Source organism: Muricauda brasiliensis (genome assembly GCF_003057865.1).
Classification (GTDB): domain Bacteria; phylum Bacteroidota; class Bacteroidia; order Flavobacteriales; family Flavobacteriaceae; genus Flagellimonas; species Flagellimonas chongwuensis.
The window spans coordinates 132,472-154,608 of record NZ_QBTW01000015.1; the positions used below are offsets into that span (position 1 = coordinate 132,472).

General features: G+C 42.2%; 23 protein-coding genes. 8 read left to right on the top strand and 15 right to left on the bottom strand.

The window, feature by feature from the left end; genetic code table 11:
* Positions 1–18: 18 nt before the first annotated feature.
* Complete coding sequence (locus DCK90_RS11510) at positions 19–1,119, top strand: acyltransferase family protein (protein ID WP_108246362.1); 1,101 nt, start codon at positions 19–21, stop codon at positions 1,117–1,119.
* Between the two features lie 8 nt (positions 1,120–1,127).
* Here the strand turns inward: DCK90_RS11510 and DCK90_RS11515 are convergent, their stop codons facing one another.
* From DCK90_RS11515 to DCK90_RS11525, 3 genes are read right to left on the bottom strand one after another with little or no spacing between them, the layout of a single operon-like run.
* Complete coding sequence (locus DCK90_RS11515; protein ID WP_108246363.1) at positions 1,128–1,484, bottom strand: hypothetical protein; 357 nt, start codon at positions 1,482–1,484, stop codon at positions 1,128–1,130.
* A 41-nt stretch (positions 1,485–1,525) separates the two neighbouring features.
* Complete coding sequence (gene galE / locus DCK90_RS11520; RefSeq protein WP_108246364.1) at positions 1,526–2,542, bottom strand: UDP-glucose 4-epimerase GalE; 1,017 nt, start codon at positions 2,540–2,542, stop codon at positions 1,526–1,528.
* Positions 2,543–2,544: 2 nt separating this feature from the next.
* The gene (locus DCK90_RS11525; RefSeq protein WP_108246365.1) at positions 2,545–3,699 is read right to left on the bottom strand and encodes a DegT/DnrJ/EryC1/StrS family aminotransferase; all 1,155 of its coding nucleotides are present in this window, start codon (positions 3,697–3,699) and stop codon (positions 2,545–2,547) included.
* Positions 3,700–3,787: 88 nt separating this feature from the next.
* Here DCK90_RS11525 and DCK90_RS11530 point away from each other — a divergent pair, with 88 nt between their 5' ends.
* From DCK90_RS11530 to DCK90_RS17005, 3 genes are all read left to right on the top strand, one after another.
* The gene (locus tag DCK90_RS11530; protein ID WP_199912688.1) at positions 3,788–5,023 is read left to right on the top strand and encodes a 3-deoxy-D-manno-octulosonic acid transferase; all 1,236 of its coding nucleotides are present in this window, start codon (positions 3,788–3,790) and stop codon (positions 5,021–5,023) included.
* A gap of 32 nt (positions 5,024–5,055) precedes the next feature.
* A complete protein-coding gene (locus DCK90_RS11535) occupies positions 5,056–6,447 on the top strand; it encodes a sugar porter family MFS transporter (RefSeq protein WP_108246367.1) in 1,392 nt (463 codons plus the stop codon).
* Positions 6,448–6,553: 106 nt separating this feature from the next.
* On the top strand, positions 6,554–6,703 hold the full coding sequence (locus DCK90_RS17005; RefSeq protein WP_159075823.1) for a hypothetical protein: 150 nt from the start codon (positions 6,554–6,556) through the stop codon (positions 6,701–6,703).
* On the opposite strand, the gene DCK90_RS11540 is transcribed toward DCK90_RS17005, so the two are convergent.
* The 5 genes from DCK90_RS11540 to DCK90_RS11555 form a co-directional block, all read right to left on the bottom strand.
* Positions 6,696–7,331 carry a hypothetical protein gene (locus tag DCK90_RS11540; RefSeq protein WP_108246368.1) on the bottom strand — a complete coding sequence of 212 codons (636 nt, stop codon included), beginning with the start codon at positions 7,329–7,331 and terminating at the stop codon, positions 6,696–6,698. The genes DCK90_RS17005 and DCK90_RS11540 overlap by 8 nt on opposite strands.
* A 43-nt stretch (positions 7,332–7,374) precedes the next feature.
* Complete coding sequence (locus tag DCK90_RS11545) at positions 7,375–7,674, bottom strand: HPF/RaiA family ribosome-associated protein (protein WP_108246369.1); 300 nt, start codon at positions 7,672–7,674, stop codon at positions 7,375–7,377.
* A 79-nt stretch (positions 7,675–7,753) separates the two neighbouring features.
* Positions 7,754–9,073: an ATP-dependent 6-phosphofructokinase gene (locus DCK90_RS11550; protein ID WP_108246370.1), complete on the bottom strand. Its 1,320-nt coding sequence runs from the start codon at positions 9,071–9,073 to the stop codon at positions 7,754–7,756.
* Between the two features lie 11 nt (positions 9,074–9,084).
* A complete protein-coding gene (locus DCK90_RS17010) occupies positions 9,085–9,246 on the bottom strand; it encodes a hypothetical protein (protein ID WP_159075824.1) in 162 nt (53 codons plus the stop codon).
* A gap of 264 nt (positions 9,247–9,510) precedes the next feature.
* Positions 9,511–10,302, bottom strand: a complete 792-nt coding sequence (locus DCK90_RS11555) for a universal stress protein (RefSeq protein WP_108246371.1) — start codon at positions 10,300–10,302, stop codon at positions 9,511–9,513.
* A gap of 197 nt (positions 10,303–10,499) precedes the next feature.
* On the opposite strand from DCK90_RS11555, the gene DCK90_RS11560 reads away from it, so the two are divergent.
* From DCK90_RS11560 to DCK90_RS11575, 4 genes are all read left to right on the top strand, one after another.
* Positions 10,500–11,468, top strand: a complete 969-nt coding sequence (locus tag DCK90_RS11560; RefSeq protein ID WP_108246372.1) for an ROK family protein — start codon at positions 10,500–10,502, stop codon at positions 11,466–11,468.
* Positions 11,469–11,654: 186 nt separating this feature from the next.
* Entirely contained in the window at positions 11,655–12,383 is a 729-nt protein-coding gene (locus DCK90_RS11565; RefSeq protein WP_108246373.1) for an energy transducer TonB, read from the top strand.
* Positions 12,384–12,560: 177 nt separating this feature from the next.
* Positions 12,561–13,919 (top strand): oxygen-independent coproporphyrinogen III oxidase, encoded by a 1,359-nt coding sequence (gene hemN, locus DCK90_RS11570; protein WP_108246374.1) that lies wholly within the window; start codon positions 12,561–12,563, stop codon positions 13,917–13,919.
* Between the two features lie 17 nt (positions 13,920–13,936).
* Positions 13,937–14,761 carry a universal stress protein gene (locus DCK90_RS11575; protein ID WP_108246375.1) on the top strand — a complete coding sequence of 275 codons (825 nt, stop codon included), beginning with the start codon at positions 13,937–13,939 and terminating at the stop codon, positions 14,759–14,761.
* Positions 14,762–14,851: 90 nt separating this feature from the next.
* Here the strand turns inward: DCK90_RS11575 and DCK90_RS11580 are convergent, their stop codons facing one another.
* Genes DCK90_RS11580 through ccoN form a run of 7 tightly spaced genes read right to left on the bottom strand, consistent with a single transcriptional unit; the run spans position 14,852 to position 22,136 of the window.
* Positions 14,852–16,120, bottom strand: a complete 1,269-nt coding sequence (locus tag DCK90_RS11580; RefSeq protein ID WP_108246449.1) for an acetyl-CoA hydrolase/transferase family protein — start codon at positions 16,118–16,120, stop codon at positions 14,852–14,854.
* 14 nt (positions 16,121–16,134) lie between these two features.
* Complete coding sequence (locus tag DCK90_RS11585; protein WP_108246376.1) at positions 16,135–16,845, bottom strand: sulfite exporter TauE/SafE family protein; 711 nt, start codon at positions 16,843–16,845, stop codon at positions 16,135–16,137.
* A 2-nt stretch (positions 16,846–16,847) separates the two neighbouring features.
* On the bottom strand, positions 16,848–17,294 hold the full coding sequence (locus tag DCK90_RS11590; RefSeq protein ID WP_108246377.1) for a FixH family protein: 447 nt from the start codon (positions 17,292–17,294) through the stop codon (positions 16,848–16,850).
* 11 nt (positions 17,295–17,305) lie between these two features.
* Positions 17,306–18,715: a cytochrome c oxidase accessory protein CcoG gene (ccoG, locus tag DCK90_RS11595; protein WP_108246378.1), complete on the bottom strand. Its 1,410-nt coding sequence runs from the start codon at positions 18,713–18,715 to the stop codon at positions 17,306–17,308.
* Positions 18,716–18,764: 49 nt separating this feature from the next.
* Positions 18,765–19,739 (bottom strand): cbb3-type cytochrome c oxidase N-terminal domain-containing protein, encoded by a 975-nt coding sequence (locus DCK90_RS11600; protein WP_108246450.1) that lies wholly within the window; start codon positions 19,737–19,739, stop codon positions 18,765–18,767.
* Positions 19,740–19,743: 4 nt separating this feature from the next.
* Positions 19,744–19,932: a cytochrome C oxidase subunit IV gene (locus tag DCK90_RS11605; protein WP_067037876.1), complete on the bottom strand. Its 189-nt coding sequence runs from the start codon at positions 19,930–19,932 to the stop codon at positions 19,744–19,746.
* A gap of 2 nt (positions 19,933–19,934) precedes the next feature.
* Entirely contained in the window at positions 19,935–22,136 is a 2,202-nt protein-coding gene (gene ccoN, locus DCK90_RS11610) for a cytochrome-c oxidase, cbb3-type subunit I (RefSeq protein WP_108246379.1), read from the bottom strand.
* Position 22,137: the final 1 nt, after the last annotated feature.

Here is a 22,137-nt window from a genome sequence, read left to right on the forward strand (position 1 = left end):
CAGCTAAACCAACCTAATATGTCCAAACTTAAAAACAGATACCTTTCCCTCGATGTTTTCAGAGGACTGGACGTTGCCTTAATGATCATAGTCAACTCCCCAGGAAATGGTTCTACCACTTTTTCTCCTTTATTACATGCCGAATGGAACGGTTTTACATTGACCGACCTTGTTTTTCCAACTTTTTTGTTCGTGGTAGGAAATGCTATGAGCTTTAGCATGAAAAAGTATGAAAATATGGGTACACCTGCGTTTTTCAAAAAAGTTTTGAAACGGACGGCGATTATTTTTCTACTGGGCTTTTTAATGTATTGGTATCCTTTTTTTGATGATGGTCAACTAAAACCATTTTCGGAGACGCGTGTCTTTGGGGTTTTGCAACGCATTGCGCTATGTTATATGTTCGCCTCCATCATCCTATATTTTGTAAAGACCAAAACGGCCATTTGGCTGAGCTTGGCATTTTTGGTTGGCTACCATCTCATCCTAATTGGTTTTGGAGACCTTACATTGACAGGAAATGCGGTTCTTAAATTGGATGAATGGTTAATTGGACCAAACCACATGTACCACGGCGAAGGCATTGCTTTTGATCCCGAAGGATTGCTGAGCACACTCCCAGCTATTGTAAATGTGATCATTGGTTATTTGGCGGGTAGATTTATCCAGAACAACGGACAGAATTATGAAACAGTAGCCAAATTGATGATGTTTGGGTTTGCCCTGATCTTTGCTGGTTTGGTGTGGGACCTAGTTTTACCCATCAACAAAAAACTCTGGACAAGCTCTTTTGTATTGCTTACTTGTGGAATCGATTTGATGGCTATTGCTATTCTTATCTACGTTTTGGACATGAAAAAAGCCAAAAGTTGGAGCTACTTTTTTGAAGTTTTCGGCAAGAACACCTTATTTATTTATTTACTATCGGAAATATTTATCATCACACTTTTTGCCATAGACATGAATGGGGAATCTCTCTACAGATGGATTGCCGACAACATATTTATCTCTTGGTCCGGTGGCTATATGGGTTCGCTCTTATTTGCCCTTTGGGTAATGCTCACTTGCTGGGCAGTTGGCTATTTTATGGACAAGAGGGGAATTTATGTGAAGGTGTGACCAAAAGTTCAGTGGCTATATTTGGCCTTGTACCACACTTTTTGCCATTCCCTTTTTAATAATAAAAAGGATACCTCCGCCGAAATGTCAACAACATCGGATGGAGCTATCTTTTTAATTTCTTTTTCCGAGATATCCACTACATATAATAGGTTGAGATATTCCGGGAACTTTTCCACTATTAAAAAGTAGATTTTTTCGTGAATGATACTTTTCAGTTCCTCGGGAGCTATATCCAAAGGAAGGTTAATAGGCACATTGGCCAATTCAAAATCCTTTTTGAGCTGCAGCAAAAGTTTTTGGTAGAGCTGCTCTTGCTGGACACTTTCCAGCAACTCCAAACTGTTATTGTAGTTGGGAAGCATACTCTATGTACGTACAAATCAAGATTTGGGATTACAACAACCTAACTTCTTACTATTTTTTCCCACTCCCAAGCGGACTTCATGGCATCATCCAGACTGGATTTTGCTTTCCACCCAAGTACTTCATTGGCTCTTTTGGTATCGGCATAAGCTTGGATTATATCTCCTGACCTTCTATCCACAATTTTGTAATTGAGTTTTTCCCCGGAAACACGTTCAAAGCTTTGTATCACCTCCAATACAGAACTTCCTGTTCCTGTGCCCAAATTGAAGACCTCGTAATTAGTTTCATTTTTATCCTTCAAAAGACGTTGCAATGCCGCTACGTGGGCTTTGGCCAAATCAACCACATGGATGTAATCCCTTATACAGGTGCCATCTTCAGTTGGGTAATCATCGCCAAAAACAGAAAGCTGCTCGCGAAGTCCAATACCTGTTTGGGTAATAAAAGGGACCAAGTTTTGAGGAACACCAATGGGCAATTCTCCAATTTTTCCTGATGGGTGCGCTCCGATCGGATTGAAATATCGCAATGCAATGGCTTTAAGGTCTGGATTCACCTTGCAGGTATCCCTAATAATTTCCTCTCCCACTTGCTTGGTATTACCGTATGGGGATTCAGCAGGTTTAACCGGGGCCGACTCAGTTATCGGCATTTCGTCAGCTTGACCATAAACTGTACAGGAACTACTAAAGATGAAACTCGCACCGCCCTTTTTCTTCAACTCCTGAAGAATATAGACCAGTACACCAAGGTTGTTCTCGTAGTACAGAAGTGGTTCTTCCACGCTTTCTCCCACAGCCTTTGATGCCGCAAAGTGAATTACTCCGACAACATCACTGTGTTTTTGGAAGAAATCTTGAACCTTGGGCTTATCACGAAGGTCAAATTCTTCAAAAAGAGGTTTCTTTTCTGTAATGGCCTCAATACCATCCAACACCTTGATGGATGAATTGGAAAGGTTATCTACAATGACCACTTCAAAACCTTCATTCTGTAGTTCAACAACGGTGTGGGAACCAATAAAGCCCAAACCACCTGTTACGAGTATTTTCATTTTTATTTGTTTACGAAGTCGATTACCAAACTGGTTATATATTCAATTTGTTCATCATCCAGCTCGGTATGCATCGGAAGAGAAATCACTTCGTTAACCAATTGATTGGTCACAGGAAAGTCCTCTTCGTTGTATCGGTCGTCCACATAAGCCTTCTGTTTGTGCAAAGGAACCGGATAATATACACCACAAGGAACGTCGTTATCATTTAAATGTTGCACGAGCGCATCTCTTTTGCCATTGGTAATCCGTAATGTATATTGGTGAAATACGTGGCAATCACATACACTTTTCTCGCTATCGCAGCCACAAGATATTTTTGGAACCACAATATGTTCCTGTCCTTTTAAAGCCTGGGAATATTTCGATGCAGCTTCCCAACGCTTTTGGTTATAATAGTCCAGTTTAGGCAACTTTGCCCTTAAAACTGCCGCCTGAATAGAATCCAAACGCGAGTTGACGCCCACAACATCGTGATAATATCTTTTGTACATTCCATGGTTTACGATACCACGGATTATATGTGCCAAATCATCATCGTTGGTAAAAATAGCGCCGCCATCACCATAACAACCCAAATTCTTGGATGGGAAAAACGATGTAGCCCCAACATGACCAATGGTTCCTGCCTTTAGTTTGGAACCATCTTTTGAATAATAGGACCCACCAATGGCTTGGGCATTATCCTCTACAACATACAAATCGTGTTTTTTGGCCAACTCCATGATCTCGTCCATATTGGAACATTGACCAAATAGATGAACGGGGACTATTGCCTTTGTTTTTGGAGTAATCGCCTTTTCAATGTCTTTCACATCTATATTAAAGGTATCGGGCTCTACATCTACCAAAACAGGCGTTAACTGCAAAAGACCGATTACTTCCACGGTTGCCGCAAAGGTAAAATCAGCGGTAATCACCTCATCGCCCGGTTGCAACCCAAGACCCATCATACATATTTGGAGCGCATCCGTCCCATTGGCACATGGAATCACATGTTTAACGCCCAAATACTCCTGTAGCTCATTTTGAAAAGCTTGTACATGGGGGCCGTTTATAAATGCAGAAGAATCCAAGATTTCCGCAATAGCTTCGTTGACCTCGGTCTTTATACCTTCATATTGACCTTTTAGGTCAACCATTTGAATTTTTTTCATCCGAATAAATTAATACGTCAAAATTAAGAAATTAAGATGCCATAATAGTCTCTGACCGAAAGAATGTATTTTAGCGAAAAAGATATTCTTGCGTTTTCTGTACAACATACTTATCAATATTGCTTGGCTAGTTCTTAAGGTGATTGCTCTTTTCAATGCCAAGATCAAATTATTCGTTCAAGGAAGGAAGAGAACTTTTCCATTATTGGAAGAAAAACTGAACCCAGGGGACAAAACCATTTGGATGCACGTGGCCTCTTTGGGCGAGTTTGAACAAGGACTTCCTATTCTGGAACGGTTACGCTCCAAATATCCTGAACACAAATTGGTTCTCAGCTTTTTTTCACCCTCGGGCTACGAAGTCAAAAAGAATACTTCGGTGGCAGATGTCGTGGTGTACCTACCTATGGACAGCCATCATAAAGTGAAGCGATTTTTAAATATAGTAAATCCCCAATTGGCCATTTTTGTCAAGTACGAGGTCTGGCCCAATTATTTATATCAACTCAAAAAAAGAAATATTCCTACCATTTTGGTATCGGCCATTTTCTCAGATAGACAGATATATTTTAAATCCTTTGGAGGATTTATGAGAAAGAGCCTAGGAAAGTTTGACCATTATTTTGTGCAGAATGAGAAATCGAAAAAGCTGTTGGAATCCATCAGGATAAAGAATTCCTGTATTGGCGGCGATACTCGGTTGGACCGAGTTTCGGAAATCCTGAAACGGAACAACCAATTGGACTTTATGGACCGTTTTAAGAACAATCAGCTGTGTTTGGTGGCCGGCAGTACATGGCCCGAAGATGAAAAAATCTTGATCAATTACATCAACTCCACTCCCGAAAAAATAAAGTTTGTCATCGCCCCTCATGAAATCAAGCCAGCCCATGTTGACAAAATAACCGCTGCACTTAAAAAATCCGTGCTTCGCTATTCCGAATTGGGAGACCAAAACCTGAAAGAGGTCGATGTTCTAGTAATTGATACGATTGGTTTACTGACCAAAATTTACAGTTATGCCAATATGGCCTATGTCGGTGGAGGCTTTGCCACGGGGCTTCACAATACTATGGAACCAGCGGTCTTCGGCATCCCAATTATCATAGGACCACAGTTTGAAGACTTCAAGGAAGCGGAGGACTTGGTCAAGGAGGGAGGAATTGTACCAATTTCAAGTCAGGATAGTTTTGATAATTTGATGAGCGACCTGTTGAGCAATCCTGTTTCCATCAAAAAAATCGGTGATATCAACTCTGGTTACATCAACGCCAATAAAGGTGCTTCGGAATTGATCATGAAATACATTTCCAAGATTTTATAAATTTTGGTTAGCTTTAGCAAAATTCATCCTCCATGGACAAACGTATTTTTAGAATTTCATTGACAGCGGCCCTAGCGGGCTTTTTGTTTGGGTTCGACACCGTAGTAATCTCCGGGGCCAACCAGCCCATAAAAGAAATTTGGGGCACCAACTGGTTTTTGGGCGATTCCATTTTTACGTTCCACGGTATCTTTATCATGTCCATGGCATTGTGGGGAACCGTTTTGGGTTCGCTTTTTGGCGGAATTCCCACGGATCGTTTGGGAAGAAAGAAAACCTTGTTCTGGATAGGCATTCTGTATTTCGCATCGGCACTTGGCTCGGCCTTTGCCCCGGAAGCTTACAGTTTTTCGTTTTTTAGGTTTATCGGTGGTGTCGGGGTAGGGGCCTCATCTGTGGCCGCTCCCGTTTACATTTCCGAGATTTCTACGGCCCAGACCCGTGGAAGGCTCACGGCCATGTACCAGTTCAATATTGTTTTTGGGATTCTATTGGCTTTTATCTCCAACTATCTCATCGGAATCATTTTTGATGAAAGCATAGCTTGGCGCTGGATGTTGGGCATTGAGGGCCTTCCCGCTCTGATCTATACCATCATGGTGTTCAATATTCCCAACAGCCCAAGATGGCTTTTAATGAAGGATAAGGCCGATGCCGTGGTCATCGAGTCCATTACGCTCTTGGGAATTGCAAAGGACAAGGCATCACTTCATCTGGAACAAATCAAAATTGCCATAGTGGAAACCAAGCAAAAGACAAGTGAAGGCTTGTTTTCCGGGAAGTACAATAAACCTTTGTTATTGGCTTTTTTAATCGCCTTTTTCAATCAACTATCTGGGATAAATTTTGTGCTGTACTACGCACCGGAAATTTTGGAGCGGGCAGGTCTCGCTTCAGGTGAATCGCTCTTTAGCTCCATATCCATTGGGGTAATTAATTTGATTTTCACCTTTGTGGGCATATCCCTTATCGATAAACTGGGTAGAAAACAGCTCATGTACATGGGGTCCATCGGATACATTGTGAGTTTGGCCATGGTGGGATGGTGTTTCTATTCAGGGGCCAACTCGATATTATTGCTGACTTTCATCTTGATTTTTATTGCCTCACATGCGGTTGGACAGGGCGCGGTCATTTGGGTGTTTATTTCTGAGATATTCCCGAACAAGGTTCGCTCCTACGGGCAATCATGGGGTACTGGGACACATTGGGTCTTTGCTGCATTGATTACCTTGCTCACCCCTACCTTTTTGGATGCGGAGATAGGCATCTTCAAGGAGAATCCATGGCCTATTTTTATCTTTTTTGCAGTTATGATGGTGCTTCAATTACTTTGGGTGATTTTTATGATGCCGGAAACCAAAGGAATTACCTTGGAGGAACTTGGAAAACTGCTCAGTAAAAAAAGAGGTGATACCGAATAACGTTTCCAACAACACATACCTATAAATTATCCGTTAATCGAATAGTGGGCACAACACTTAAGGAAATATGCAAATATTTTCTTAAATTGTTAGAAATTACACTATTATGGCAGATGAAATTAGCATAGGAAACAAACTCATGGTCGGATTTTTACGGATCATGGTTTTTATATTGATTGTTATCCTAGTAGCAATCCCAGTGTTGATTGCATTGGATTTTCTAGGTGTTTTGGAGGCTATCGGCCTTTCTAATTAAAGATTACATCTTGCTCACCCATTGATCTTGTAATCAATTTAATATAAGAATCAATAGTCTTGTTAACATTTTCGGGCTCGGTAACATCCACATCGCCCCTCCAGATAAGCTCTATTTCCTCACCTACACATATACAGTAGAGAGATGTTTCTGCATGGTACACATTAAAGCTGTCATAATATTCGGAATTGTAGTAGATATCCTGATGCTCTAAATAATCGTTACTGAACCTGAGCATCATTTTATCAATATTGTTGATGCGTTCCCGAAAAGTCCTTCTATTTTCTGCACCCACCACCTTGGTAAACAGAATGGCATCAAAGCCCTTGTCCAGTAGTTGTTCTTCTACCTCTTTCAATTCTTGCTCCGACCTTTCAGCTGAAGTAAATTCCACATCGAACAGGTCAATGCTGCGCATGGCCTCTACCCCTTGCTCTTTCAAGGCATGGACAAATCTATCCTCAAATTCCATTCTGGCCGCATCATCTTTTACCATACCCACGACCAGGACTTGATAGGCATCAAAAACCACATTGTCAGGGTTCTTCCAAGTACTCACCAACTTGGTTGAAGAACAGCTTGCAAGTACAAGTAGTAGTAGACCTATGCCTATTAATTTGAGTTTCATCACTATTGTTTTAAAGAGTCATGCGCAGCAAATGCCTAATTTATTAATGCGAGGCAAAAGTTGCCTGCCGCTTTTCAAGTTGTCTTCTTAAATCCTCAACAGTTTTGGACATGGATTTCTCAAAATCGTCGGTATTGGACTTTGCAAAAATTCTTGGTCCGGGAGCGCTCAATTCAATTTCACAGATCTTGCCTTCTCCCGTTTTATCGTTCTCTGTTTTGAATAACACATTGGCCTTGATCAACCAGTTATATTTTGTTTCCAAACCTTCCAGTTTTTTCATTAATAATTGGGTCAATGATTCACTGGTCATCATCTTTTGATATTGAACATGTACTTCCATGATTATTGTTTTGATTATATTCAAATCTAAGCCTAGTAAAGATACTATTTAATGACAATTGTCAGCTTAAATCCTAATTTTAACCCAAGAAAAAAGGCTGCCCTGTACTCTGTAATACGGAGAACCAAAATTCGCCCTCCAAATCAATTTTCTTACGCTTTTTGGTTACTTCACTAATGGGAATATACACATACCTGTTGTTCACACGACTGGCCACAAATTTGGTTTTTCCAGCCATGGCCCCGTGCACCGCATGATAGGCCAATCCACTACAGTATACGCTATCGCTGGAGTTGGCAGGTGCACAACGTACTATGTAACTGGGGTCGATATATTTGATGGTCACAGGGCTCTTTCCTTTGAAGTATTCCGATATTTTTTCCTTTAGGAAAACCCCGATATCTTCATGCTGAACATTTCCTGATGCATCGGTCACAATTTGTCTATCCTTGAAAAGTTGCTGCCCTGCTCCCTCGGCCACTACAATTACCGCATGCTTTTTCTGAAGCAGCCTTTGTTCCAGAGCGGCAAAAAATCCATTTTCCCCCTCCAATGAAAAATCCATTTCCGGAACCAACACAAAGTTGACCACGGGCATGGCCAAAGCGGCCGATGCTGCTATAAAACCACTATCCCTCCCCATTAATTTAATGATAGAAATACCATTGTAGGCTCCGGTAGCTTCGTTATGGGCATCCCTAAGAATGGGACTGGCCACATCAAAAGCAGTTTGGAAACCGAAGGATTCATCGATTAGGTCAATATCGTTATCAATGGTCTTTGGAATCCCTACAACGCTGATTTTTGCATCTCTTTTGGTGATTTCGTTCCCTATGGCATTCACACCTTTTAAAGTTCCATCCCCTCCGATGGCAAAGAGCATGTCTATTTTGTTATTTTCAAGGGTATCTACCATTACCGATACATCTTGACCGCCACGGGACGAACCTAAAAATGTACCACCAAATTGATGAATATCCTTGACCTTATCGGGCGTCAACTCTATCAACTCATGTTCTTTTTCAGGGTTGAGCCCTTCATAGCCGTAAGGAATACCAACAATTTTTTTTACTCCGTAGAAGTAATGCAAGGCCATCACTAAACCCCGGATTACATTGTTGATGCCGGGACAGAGCCCTCCGCATGTTACGATTGCTGCGGTAGTGTTTTTTGCATCAAAAAATATGTTCTGCCTTGGCCCTGCTTTTTCCATGCAAATGGGTGACTCTCCATCATTCAAGCATTGATTATAGTAGTCCATGGAAATGTCGAAGACCAGTCTATCGGACTCGCTTACAAAATTGAAAATACGGTCTCCCTTTACGGTACTAAGCTGAAGGGGCGACCTATATTTAGGCGCCCCTAAGTTTTCTATATTAAAGATGCTCTTATAACTCACTGTATTGCTTCTTAAAAATGTTCTGTCAAGCTGTGGTACGAATCGATGAGCGGTCCACCATTCATGGTCCCACCTGAGGCTTGCATGGCAAATTTATCAAAATTGATATGGAAAGAGTGCGCCAATTGAATGGCTTTGCTCACATACGCTCCTTTTTGTAACCACGTTTTCATTATGGCCAGATATTTTCCAATCCACACTTACTTTGGTTTTTTGGCTGTACTCATGCCTATGTTTAAATAAATCGAAGCTCCGCATCTACTGAACCGATAACAATGGTGCCATAAGGATGATGAATCGCCTCTCTTTTACTTAATCGCTGAATTCATAAACCTCGCTCATATTACCATGAAGAAGGTTATCACAGCATTGATTGTGGTATGACCTAAAAACAAGAAAATTTGTGAAAAAATGGGCGCATGCTATCAATATATGATTTAGTCCAAAGCCAAAACCGGTATCTCGGAGTGCAAGGTCAACAGTTTAGTTAGCCTGCCCTCCGATGGAGTACTTTTTTCGGTATGGTTTCTTGGCAATATAGTTAACAGGTCAATGCTTTTCTCTACGATATAATCCAAAATGCCTTGCTCTATGTCTTCATTTTTAGTGAATGTATGATCCGCATAAAAATGCTCCAAGTAGTATTCCAATAAATTCTCGTTGGATTCCTTTACAGCCTCTTCATCGTATATCGAATCTTTATAAATGGTAAGCACGTGGATCCTGGCGTCAAAAATTCTAGCTACATCCAAGAGTGTGCTCAAAACTTCTTTATCATCAATGCGTTCCCCGCCCATTACCAAAGCAATGTTCTTAGGGTCCTTGATTTCGGTTCCATAGGGGATGGAAATCACAGGACAGTTGGCTTCCAACACTAATTTTGAGGTATTGGTTATGGCTTCATCAGTGATTTTATCGCCCATGGTACCCATCATAATCAAATCGGCGTTATTCTCTTCTTGTGCCAACAGGATAGTTCCAATCACTTCTCCTGTATCTGTAATGAACTCAGGGGCAACTTTTAATCGTACCCCGAAAGAGTCCAACACTTTGAAAAAATCCTTTCCCAGTTTTTCATTGTCAGATGCGCTTATGGGCATCGCACCCACATACAGACCAAGGATACCAATGGGTTTTTCGGTGCCTACAAAATTGACCACATATTCCAAAGCGTTGACTGATGCTTCGGAAAAATCAAAAGGAATTAATATTTTATTCAAACTGCTCATACCTATTATATTTATTGATTTCAATTCTCATTTCAAAAGTAGAATCGACCTGTGACCTAAAACATGACAGATATCAGTAACTTCTATTTTTATCCCTGATTTTCCCAAAAAAAAGAGTCACTATAAAATTCTAACGAGCTATTTTATTGCTACCATATTGGTTATATTTAGGGACCAAACCACAACGTAATATTAAAATGGATTTAGTAATAGGAATTGATATAGGGGGAACCAAAACCAAGATAGGTTTGGTAAATGAACATGGCGAGTGCTACGAAAAAACATTTTTTAGGACCAAAGAATATCCCAACTTGGATAATTACTTGGATAAGATAAAATCTACCGTTGATGAGCTTTTAGATAATTTCGGAAAAGATGCCAACATAATCGGCTGCGGTATTGGGGCACCAAATGCATCAAGCAAAAATGGCACCATTGAAAGTGCCAGTAATCTGGCATGGAAAGGAAGCGTTCCCTTGGTAAAACTACTCAAACAGCGATTGGATATGCCCATCCGTATAATGAACGATGCCAGTGCGGCCGCTTTAGGGGAAATGCTGTTTGGAGGCGCCAAGAATATGACAGATTTTATAGTAATTACTCTGGGCACCGGTTTTGGAGCAGGAATTGTTGCCAACGGTCAACTTATTGACGGTTTTGATGGTTTCGCTGGAGAATTGGGTCATGTAGACATGACCATAGGCGATGGTAGACTTACCGGACTCGGTGTAAAAGGCGGACTGGAAGCCTATGTTTCAGCCACTGGGTTAAAGCGCACTGTAATGTATATGCAGAGCAAATATCTAGTGGATAGCAGGTTCAGGGATATTGCCTATAACGACCTTCACGGCGAGGACATTACCCAAGCCGCCGAAGAAGGTGACGAAATTGCCCTCAAGGCATTCGACTACACTGCCCGAATTATGGCACAGGCCTTGGCCAACTTTACGGCCTTCACCCAACCCGAAGCATTCATTTTAATGGGTGGCCTTACCAATAGTGGCAAATGGATCATGACACCTTTGGAAAAATACTTTAACGGTTTCTTGTTGGACGTTTATAAAGGGAAGGTAAAACTCCTCCATTCTGCCATGGAAGGAAAAACCGCCGCCATTTGTGGAGCTGCCGCCCTAATTTGGGAAAACGAAAAGAAAAAACAGGTTTAAATATTATTTATATAAGAGATACATTTGGGACTGCTGCCATATTTTAGTGGAAGCCATTGTATTCCAATAATCAAGAACCGCGGAATATAGAGTTTACAGAGTATTGTTCAGTACCGAAGCATGACGTTTATCATATTTTCTGATTTGGAAGAAAACTACCTTTAACTTAGTTAAATAGTAGAAGTCATGAAACCAAAAAAGAACCCAAACGTAGAAATCGGACGCAACAGCAGTCTATATTTTATGATAGGACTTACTTCGGTATTGTTCATGACATGGCAATCTTTTGAAGTAAAGTTCTATGAAGAGGAATCCAAAGTTTCTGAAGTTGTACAACTAACCGACGAGCTTAAGGAAGATGTACCTATTACCGAAATGATACGTACCGCTCCGCCGCCACCGCCACCTTCTGCTCCGGCTGTGATTGAAATCGTAGAGGACGTGGAAGATGTAAAAGAGACCATAATAGAAAGTACCGAGAGTAGCCAGGAAACTTTTATTGAAGATGCTGTAGTCCGAATCGAGGATGTTGATGTAGAAGAAGTGGAAGAAGATGTTGTGGTTCCTTTTGCAATCATTGAATATGTGCCTGTTTTTCCCGGATGTGAAGGTTTACAAACCCAAGCAGAACGAAAGGCTTGTTTTAACGAAAAGGTACAGGAACACATCAGGGCTAATTTCAATTATCCGCCATCTGCCCTGGAAATGGGAATCACAGGTAGAGTTTACGTACAGTTCGTGATTGATACCAACGGAAGGGTCGTAGGTATAGAAAAAAGAGGGCCGGACAAATTATTGGAACAAGAGGCCGGACGAATTATCGCCGCATTGCCCAAAGTGAAACCAGGTGAGCAAAGAGGTAAGCCCGTAAGTGTTAAATACAGCATACCCATTAACTTTATAATGCAAAATTAAATCACCAAACATAACCCAGAAAAGGGTCCAGATTAACTTGTCTGGGCCTTTTTTATGACGGATGTTCTACAATCATTTATGCAGTAGTGATACCTGGGATGGCAATACTGACAATTATCATGTTTTTTGCAAACCATCAAAAGTACTTTTGACCTATAATGTAAAGGTATGCAGCTTATGTGCGAATTAGTTCAAAAATATAATGTTCCCGGCCCTCGATATACGAGTTATCCCACTGTGCCATATTGGGACATGGAGAGTTTTTCAGGAAAAAAATGGAGGTCAAGCGTGATTCAAGCTTTCGAGGAAAATCCCGATGAGGGAATCAGCATTTATATACACCTACCCTTTTGCGAAAGCATGTGCACCTTTTGTGGTTGCCACAAGCGCATCACTAAAAGGCACGACGTGGAAAGTCCATATATATCAGCAGTTTTAAAGGAATGGGAATTGTACGTGGAACTGATGGGGTTTAGGCCTGTAATCAAAGAGCTTCACCTTGGCGGAGGGACCCCGACCTTTTTTTCGCCTGAGAACCTAAAAATGTTGATTAACGGTATTACACGCCTCAGTAAAAAGACAGATAGTATTCAATTCAGTTTTGAGGGACACCCCAACAACACAACAAAGGAACACTTACTGGCACTTTACGACGTTGGGTTTAGAAGAGTATGTTTTGGGGTACAGGATTACAATCTAACGGTACAAAGAGCCATCAACAGGATTCAGCCGTTTGAATACGTAAAAAATGTTACCGAGTGGGCCCGTGAAATAGGATTCACCTCGGTCGGACACGACATCATTTATGGTCTTCCTTTTCAAGATTGTAGTGATGTGGAACAGACCATTATGAAGACCAATGCCATAAAACCGGACAGAATAGCATTTTACAGCTATGCCCACGTGCCATGGCTCAAGGGCAATGGTCAGCGCGGGTACAAAGAAGAGGACCTCCCATCATCCATTGAGAAAAAAGCACAATATGAAATGGGCAAAAGAATGCTAGCAGAATTTGGCTATAAGGATGTTGGTATGGACCACTTTGCATTACCTGCCGACAGCTTATACCAAGCTTTGGAGAAAGGAACGCTCCACCGGAACTTTATGGGCTATACCCCGTCCAAGACCACCCTAATGATTGGTCTCGGAGCATCTAGCATAAGCGATAGTTGGTACGGGTTTGCCCAAAATGTGAAGAATGTGGAAGAATATCAGAATTTGGTTTCACATGGGGTTATTCCTATTTTTAGAGGACACATTTTAAATGAGGAAGACCAAATTTTAAGAAGACATATCCTCAATATAATGTGTCGATTTGAGACAAATTGGAAACCTGAAGAAAGAGAAGTCGTTGATTTTGAAAACATCCTGGCCAGCCTATCCGAACTGGAGGCAGATGACCTTGTTGAAATAGAGGACAAAACCATAAAGGTGACAGCCAAAGGCAGGCCTTTTGTAAGAAACGTCAGTATGGCCTTTGACCTAAAGATGCACCGTAAAAAACCGAATACCCGAATATTTTCCATGACCGTTTAACCTAAAAAAGCAAAAAAATGAAAAGTATAATCGTACCCGTTGATTTTTCAAATCAATCAGAAAAGGCACTAAAAGTGGCCGCCTCGTTGGCCAAGGAACAAAATGCCGAACTATTTGTTCTCCACATGTTGGAGCTTTCTCCAGCCATTATGGGAGAATCTGGATATATTTCCCAAGAACAGGTGGTACACCTTATTAAACTTGGCGAGAAACGTTTTTCCGATTTTTTGGACAAGCCTTATCTAAAGGATATCACGGTTACCCCTGTGATCAAACACTACAAAGTATTCAGCGAAGTAGCAGAGGTAGCCGAAAAGCATAAGGCAGACCTGATTGTTATGGGCTCCAACGGAGCAGATGGCTTGCAAGAAATCTTTATTGGCTCCAACACCGAAAGGGTGGTGAGAACCTCTGATGTTCCCGTATTGGTCATCAAAGGGAACGAAGCGGACAATTTTAATCCAAAAAACTTTGTCTTCGCGAGCGATTTCGAACATGAAAGTGTACCCGCTCTGAAAAAAGCAATAGAAATGGCCAAGCTTTTGGAATCAAAATTACATTTGGTATACATCAATACCCCAGGAGACGATTTCATGAGCACCAATGATGCTTATTCCAAAATTTCCAAGTTCCTGAACAAAGCCAATGTAGGAATGGAAGTAGAAATCTTTAACGACTACACCGTTGAAAAAGGTGTGATAAACTACAGCAAAAAAATCGGCGCCGACCTTATTGGCATCCCAACCCATGGAAGAAGAGGATTATCCCATTTCTTTATGGGAAGTATCGGGGAGGATATCGCCAACCATTCTGAGGCACCGGTAATCACCTTTAAAATTTGATGGATTACATTTTAATTGGTTTCATGTAATTCAATAAAAGAGGGGGCAATCCTAGGATTGCCCCCTCTTTTGGTTAGGTTTAATTGCTTATTAACCATGAAATCTTTCATAGGCTGCCTTTTCCAATGCCTCTCTATGGTCTGGGTGTGCAATGGAAATCAATGCTTCGGCACGTTGGTGCAGATTCTTTCCGAATAAATTTACCACTCCATACTCGGTGGCCACATAATGCATGTGCGCACGTGTGGTGGTCACCCCTGCACCTTGTTTTAAAAACGGAGTTATTTTGGAAACCCCTTTTTTGGTGGTGGAGGACATGGCTATAATGGGCTTACCCCCTTTTGACAGGGATGCACCTCTCATAAAATCCATCTGGCCACCTACACCGGAAAACTGATAACCTCCAATGGTATCTGCACAGACCTGCCCTGTAAGATCAATCTCAATGGCACTATTGATCGCTGTCGCTTTTGGGTTTCTTCGGATTCTCGCCGTATCGTTGGTATAACCGGAATCCCTAAAGTCGCATATCGGGTTATCGTCTATAAAGTCGTACAGTTTTTGGGAGCCTACGGCAAAGCAGCTCACTATTTTACCTCTTTTCACCGCCTTTTCCTTCCCATTGATGACACCACTTTGCAATAGTGGAAGAACTCCATCCGAGAACATTTCTGTATGAATTCCCAAGTTTTTATGATTGCCCAAGTTGGAAAGCACGGCATTCGGGATGTTTCCTATTCCCATTTGTAGTGTAGCGCCATCTTCTATAAGGGAGGCCACATGACGGCCAATCTCGTGTTCCACTTCCGATGGCTGTGTCGGGTCATGCTGATGGATGGGACGGTCAACCTCTATCGCGAACTCTATTTCGTCGATATGGACAATTCCCGTACCATGGGTGCGTGGCACTTTAGGGTTTATCTGCGCTACAATCTTTTTTGCTGTTCTTACCGCTGGCAATGCTACATCCACAGAGACTCCCAAAGAGCAATACCCATGTTTATCTGGTGGTGACACCTGCACGAAGGCCACATCCAAAGGCAAATATTCGTCAGCAAACAACCAAGGAATCTCACTTAAAAAAACAGGGATATAGTCTCCCATATAAGTGTTTACAAATGGCCTTACATTGCCGCCTACAAAACAGGCATTTAGGGTAAACGCTTCGCAATAAGGTGCCCTGGTATATTTTGCATCGCCTTCAGTGTGGATGGAAATTATCTCAACTTCCTTTAACTCCTTGTGACGTTCGCAGAGTGCATCTATCAATTCATTTGGGGTCATTGCCGCGCCCTGGAAAAAGACCCGGTCGCCTGATTTTACAATTCCTACCGCTTCTTCCGCTGATGTTATTTTCATTCTAGATTCGATTTTTAGGGTTGATGGCATTCTATGGTCGCCGAAACGGTGTCGGCCGGAGCTGCTTTTGGGGAAACATAGGGTATTCCCAATCCAAGCCCACGCACAATAAACAAAACACCAATGATGACCACAAATACCGGTATCAATTTCTGTATTCTAGACTTTATGGCTGTACTGAACATTCCTTTGGAATAGACCACCAGGGACATTAAAGGTACGGTGCCCAAACCAAAAACCATCATGTAGAGCCCACCTTCCAAAGGGTTTCCCATGGCCATGGCTCCCAAAAGCGCCATATACACCAATCCGCAGGGAAGGAAGCCATTCAAAAACCCTATGGTCAAAAAAGTATCCGGTGTCCTTTTTTTGAGCTCTGTCCCAAGTTTGTATTTCACCTTGGCGATTATGGAGTAAATGGGCGATAATAATTTATGTCCGTTCAGATGTTTTGCTGGAATAAGTACAAGGACGATCATGAGTACTCCAATGCCAATGGAAAGCTTCTGTTGTATTCCGAACAGGGACAATCCCTTGCCCAAAAGTCCGAAAAGCACTCCGATGATTCCGTATGCCAACAGTCTTCCAAAATGATAAATGGACAACTGAGCTGTCTTTTTAACCTGATTGGCATGGTCCAAAGGTAGCATAAAGGCTATCGGCCCACACATGCCAAAGCAGTGCAAGCTTCCTAACAGTCCCAAAACCAACGCAGAGGTCAACATGATCAGTACACTAATTTTTCTTTATGTAAAAAGGAATTACCTTCGTATTGCCAGTTAATGGAAATGTCCCAGCGACCGTCCACCAAGCGATTGTCAGGTATGAGCAAATGTGTATTGGACAAACTTATAGGAAAGTCTGTGTCCAAGTGCTTGTTAGACGGTCTGTATAGGGACACTGTTCCACTTATTTTTTTGGGGTCGAAACGTTCCGGAAACGCAATCACCAGACCCTCTGCCGTTTTTTCAACCTTGAGGTTGGCATTCATTTCCTTCGCGGTTTTTGAGGCATCAATATCCTGTTGATAGGACAATTCCTTTTTATAATATTCCTCTGTCACCAAATCGTGGTTGGCGCTATCATCGGTACTCATCCGTACCACAAAGTATAGGATAAACCCAATGAAGCCGATAAAAGCCAATACGATTCCTGTTCCCCAATTAATTTTCATCTCTGTATTTTTTAATTATAACTCCTTGGTGCCAAAAACTGTGTCACCGTGGTTTCTATGAGTTTATCCCCACTATAAACCCCAATCTTCAGTTTATCCTTGTCACCGTTCAATGCCGAAGCGTTTATTTCGATGAACAATGTTCCTTCTGTAAGCTCCTCTGCGGGAACGGTAAACTTATCCTGTGAAACCATTTTGATTTCCCCGTTATGTGACATCAATTCAAAAGATACATTTTCGATATCCTTTGCAGTCTTGTTCACCAATTTGTAGGTGTACACGTTACTGATGATATTGTTCTCCTTGCGCTCGTACAATTGTCCCGGCAATCTCAAAACATTGGCTTCCACTTCGTTCCGCATAAATAACATTCCGACCAACACACCTATCAAAACGAAAAGTACTGCGGTATACCCTTTCATACGGGGAGTAAACTTGAACTTATTGTTATTGGTAATCTCATCTTCACTGGCATAGCGAATCAAACCCTTTGGTTTGTTGATACTGTCCATAATGTGATCACACTCATCAATACATGCGGTACAGTTCACACATTCCAATTGAGTCCCATTTCGGATGTCAATTCCCGTAGGGCATACATTCACACATTGTAGGCAATCGATACAATCACCATGTCCCAGTGCCTCCCTATCCTCATTTTTCCTGAACTTTTTGCGGCCGTTTTCACCTTCGCCACGTTTATGGTCGTAAGCCACCACAATGGATTTATCATCCAAAAGCACCCCTTGCAATCTACCATATGGACAGGCAATAATGCATACTTGCTCCCTGAACCACGCGAAGATGAAATAGAACACCCCGGTGAAAATCAATAACGGAACCATAGTATCCAAATGAGCCATGGGTCCATCGGTGATGTAGGCCAAAAGTTGGTCGCTACCGATTAAATAGGCCAAAAAAACATTGGCGATAAAAAAGGAGATAATGAAGAAAACGCTCCATTTCAATACTCTTTTTCTAATCTTTTTTCCTGTCCAAGGAGCTTTCGCCAAACGCATTTGTGCCCCTCTGTCCCCATCAATCCAAAATTCGATGCGACGGAACACCATTTCCAAGAAGATGGTCTGCGGGCACATCCATCCACAAAAAATACGACCATAAGCGACCGTAAACAGTGCAATGAAAATTACTCCAATAACCATGGATATCACCACAAGATGAAAATCCTGGGGCCAAAATGGAACCCCAAATATGTTGAAGCGCCTATCCAGCACATTGAACAGGAGAAATTGGTGCCCGTTAATCTTGATAAACGGTGCAGCTATCAAGAAAACCAGCAAAAAGTAACTTACGTACTTTCGGTAATCATAATACCTTCCGCTAGGTTTCTTTGGAAAAATCCAGTTCCTTTTACCTTCTTGTGTGATTGTGCCTATGGAATCCCTAAAATTTTCTTCCATCGCATTTGTGTTTATGGATAATATATTATTGCCAGAAGGTCCAAATGGACTAATTCATGGCAACTTCTGTTGAATCGGTGGCCTGCTCCATTTCTTCCGGTGCGATTTCCTCCGTTTCAGATTCTGTTCCGTTGGCTTCTTCAGGAGCATTGGGATCTATCCAGATTTCTCCTTCAGGTTCCTTTGGATTGGCAGGAGTGGTTCCCCCCAATGAAATGACATAACTGGCCACCTGAGCTATTTCCGCAGGTTTTAAGCTTTGCTTCCACGCAATCATCCCTTTACCGTCACGACCTCCTTCTGAAATTGTGGTGAACACATTTTTGATACCTCCACCCAAAATCCAATATTTATCGGTTAGGTTAGGACCAATGGCCCCACCACCATCTTGCGTATGACATGCAACGCAATTGATCTGGAAAATTTTCTCCCCAGCGGCCAAATCGGATTCATCTGAAAGAAACTCTACGGTACTGGCATCCACCAGGTCCTTTGCAGTTCTTTTATATTCCTCTATGGCCTGCTGTGCCTCGGCAACTTCTTGTTCATATTCCAATTCTTGGTCGTAATCCCCAATAACATGGAATCGCACCAAATACACCACTGCGAATACAATGGTGGCATAGAACATATATACCCACCAAGGCGGCAAAACATTGTCCAACTCACGTATACCATCGTAATTGTGGTCCAGCACAATTTCACCTTCACGCTCAATGGAGCGGCTCTTGGTCAACTTTTTCATTAAGTTCTTGGCCCATGACCAGTCGTACTTTTTGCTTTTGGCCGCCAAGTAACGCTCCTTACCTTCTTCGGAAAGGGTTTGGAACATGATGTTCTCAATAGAACCTAAAATCAATTCTATGGCAATAAGAATCATCAATACCAACAGCATAAAAAACTGCGTGATGGGATATTCAATTATTGCAGGTTTATCACCGGAGTCTATAAAGAATTCCATCAATCCGAAGATCAAAAAGAATAAAACCGGGACTCGTATCCACCAAGGTGTTTTTGTGCTCATAATGTTATAGTTTGTTTTGTTGATCATCGTTATCCAAAGGCAGTTCGGACATCTCCCTTATGTGTTCCTTGGTGGCGGTGAAAACCCACCAAAACAATAACACAAAAAACACAAAGAAGATAAGCAAGGAAACCATGGGATAGTTTGCTATCCCGTCGATGGTTTCCATATGTTCTTTTACAAATTTCAACATGGTTATTTGTTTTGAGATATAGTTTCTTCTGTTCCTTCAATTTTGATATCGGTACCCAGTCGCTGTAAGTAAGCGATCAAGGCTACGATTTCACGATCTTGCATTTCCACAAAATCCAATCCATTTTCCTGTGCGTACTTTTTGTCCGCTTCGTAGGTTCTCTCAAATTCCGGGTCTGCGTAAAGACTCTTTTCAATTGCCGCAGCCTGCTCTGCCATGGACTGTGGAGCGTTTGCAATATCCTCCTCGGTATAGGGCACTCCCAATTTTACCATTGTCTCCATCTTGGCCTGAACATCGCTACGATCGTGCTCATCGGTCACCAACCATTCGTAGGATGGCATAATAGATCCTGCGGACGTACTCTGTGGATCGTACATGTGGTTCAAGTGCCAGCTATCGGAATATTTTCCACCAACTCGAAGCAAGTCTGGACCTGTACGTTTACTACCCCACAAGAACGGGTGGTCGTACACAAATTCCCCTGCTTTGGCATATTCGCCATAACGCTCGACCTCACTACGGAAGGGACGTATCATTTGGGAGTGACAGCTTACACATCCTTCTCTGATATAAAGGTCCCGGCCTTCCAATTCCAATGGTGTATAGGGTTTAACACTGGTAATGGTAGGTATGTTGGATTTCACCAAGATGGTCGGTACAATCTGGATGACACCACCGATCAATATGGCAATGGTGGCCAAAATGGTCAACTGAACAGGTTTTCTTTCCAACCAATTATGGAAGGTTTCGCCAGCCACTCTTCTTTTGGCTACGCGCTCCAATGCAGGGGCTTCCGCTGCCTCATCCTCTACCTTGCTGCCAGACCTAATGGTCATAACCACATTATAAAGCAATACGAACATACCCAAGATATACAACGAACCTCCAATGGCCCTCATCCAGTACATGGGGATGATTTGGGTTACAGTTTCCAAAAAGTTACCATAAACCAAAGTACCATCTGGGTTAAATTCTTTCCACATTAAAGCTTGGGTAAATCCAGCCACGTACATCGGCAGGGCATACAATACAATACCCAAAGTTCCTATCCAGAAGTGGAAATTGGCTAATCCTTTGGAGTGCAATTCCGTTTTGAACATTCGTGGCACCAACCAGTAGATCATACCAAAGGTCATAAATCCGTTCCAGGCCAAAGCTCCTACGTGCACGTGAGCAATGATCCAGTCGCTAAAGTGTGCAATCGCATTAACGTTTTTCAAGGAAAGCATTGGTCCTTCGAACGTAGCCATACCATAACCTGTGATGGCTACCACCATAAATTTCAAAGTAGCATCGGTACGAACCTTATCCCACACTCCACGAAGTGTCAACAGACCGTTGATCATACCACCCCAAGATGGAGCAATCAGCATGATGGAAAATACAACCCCAAGGTTCTGTGCCCAATCCGGCAACGCGGAATACAATAAGTGGTGGGGACCTGCCCAGATATAAATGAATATCAACGACCAAAAGTGGACAATGGACAATCTATATGAATAAATAGGACGGTTAGCCGCTTTTGGCACAAAGTAATACATCAACCCCAAGAAGGGTGTGGTCAAAAAGAACGCCACCGCATTGTGGCCGTACCACCATTGCACCAAGGCATCTTGCACACCGGCATAGACCGAGTAACTCTTCAATGCGGTCACTGGCAATTCCAAGCTATTGAAGATGTGCAGCACGGCTACAGTTACAAATGTGGCTAGATAGAACCAAATGGCTACATATAGGTGTCTTTGTCTTCTTTTTAAAATGGTACCGATCATGTTCCAACCAAAAATTACCCAAACCACCGCAATGGCCAAATCTATCGGCCACTCCAATTCGGCGTACTCTTTGGATGTTGTGTAGCCCAAGGGCAAGGTCAACGCTGCGGCGACAATGATCAATTGCCAACCCCAGAAGTTGATATTACTCAGGACATCACTGAACATTCTTGCCTTAAGCAAACGTTGCAGCGAGTAATAAACCCCTGCAAAAATGGCGTTCCCGACAAATGCGAAGATCACGGCATTGGTGTGCAATGGACGCAAACGCCCAAAACTCAACCACGATATCCCTTCTGTAACATTGGGGAACAAAAACATAAAGGCCAACAAAAGACCTACTGCCATACCCACCGCGCCCCATAAAATGGTAGCGTATAAGAACTTTTGTACGATTTTGTTATCGTAACGGAACTGTTGTATTTCCATA

Coding starts and splice junctions, on each gene's coding strand:
- DCK90_RS11510 (WP_108246362.1), top strand. CDS start 19: ATGTCCAAACTTAAAAACAGATACCTTTCCCTCGATGTTTTCAGAGGA.
- DCK90_RS11515 (WP_108246363.1), bottom strand. CDS start 1,484: ATGCTTCCCAACTACAATAACAGTTTGGAGTTGCTGGAAAGTGTCCAG.
- galE (WP_108246364.1), bottom strand. CDS start 2,542: ATGAAAATACTCGTAACAGGTGGTTTGGGCTTTATTGGTTCCCACACC.
- DCK90_RS11525 (WP_108246365.1), bottom strand. CDS start 3,699: ATGAAAAAAATTCAAATGGTTGACCTAAAAGGTCAATATGAAGGTATA.
- DCK90_RS11535 (WP_108246367.1), top strand. CDS start 5,056: ATGGACAAACGTATTTTTAGAATTTCATTGACAGCGGCCCTAGCGGGC.
- DCK90_RS17005 (WP_159075823.1), top strand. CDS start 6,554: ATGGCAGATGAAATTAGCATAGGAAACAAACTCATGGTCGGATTTTTA.
- DCK90_RS11540 (WP_108246368.1), bottom strand. CDS start 7,331: ATGAAACTCAAATTAATAGGCATAGGTCTACTACTACTTGTACTTGCA.
- DCK90_RS11545 (WP_108246369.1), bottom strand. CDS start 7,674: ATGGAAGTACATGTTCAATATCAAAAGATGATGACCAGTGAATCATTG.
- DCK90_RS17010 (WP_159075824.1), bottom strand. CDS start 9,246: ATGAAAACGTGGTTACAAAAAGGAGCGTATGTGAGCAAAGCCATTCAA.
- DCK90_RS11555 (WP_108246371.1), bottom strand. CDS start 10,302: ATGAGCAGTTTGAATAAAATATTAATTCCTTTTGATTTTTCCGAAGCA.
- DCK90_RS11560 (WP_108246372.1), top strand. CDS start 10,500: ATGGATTTAGTAATAGGAATTGATATAGGGGGAACCAAAACCAAGATA.
- DCK90_RS11565 (WP_108246373.1), top strand. CDS start 11,655: ATGAAACCAAAAAAGAACCCAAACGTAGAAATCGGACGCAACAGCAGT.
- hemN (WP_108246374.1), top strand. CDS start 12,561: ATGTGCGAATTAGTTCAAAAATATAATGTTCCCGGCCCTCGATATACG.
- DCK90_RS11575 (WP_108246375.1), top strand. CDS start 13,937: ATGAAAAGTATAATCGTACCCGTTGATTTTTCAAATCAATCAGAAAAG.
- DCK90_RS11580 (WP_108246449.1), bottom strand. CDS start 16,120: ATGAAAATAACATCAGCGGAAGAAGCGGTAGGAATTGTAAAATCAGGC.
- DCK90_RS11585 (WP_108246376.1), bottom strand. CDS start 16,845: ATGTTGACCTCTGCGTTGGTTTTGGGACTGTTAGGAAGCTTGCACTGC.
- DCK90_RS11590 (WP_108246377.1), bottom strand. CDS start 17,294: ATGAAAATTAATTGGGGAACAGGAATCGTATTGGCTTTTATCGGCTTC.
- ccoG (WP_108246378.1), bottom strand. CDS start 18,715: ATGGAAGAAAATTTTAGGGATTCCATAGGCACAATCACACAAGAAGGT.
- DCK90_RS11600 (WP_108246450.1), bottom strand. CDS start 19,739: ATGAGCACAAAAACACCTTGGTGGATACGAGTCCCGGTTTTATTCTTT.
- DCK90_RS11605 (WP_067037876.1), bottom strand. CDS start 19,932: ATGTTGAAATTTGTAAAAGAACATATGGAAACCATCGACGGGATAGCA.
- ccoN (WP_108246379.1), bottom strand. CDS start 22,136: ATGGAAATACAACAGTTCCGTTACGATAACAAAATCGTACAAAAGTTC.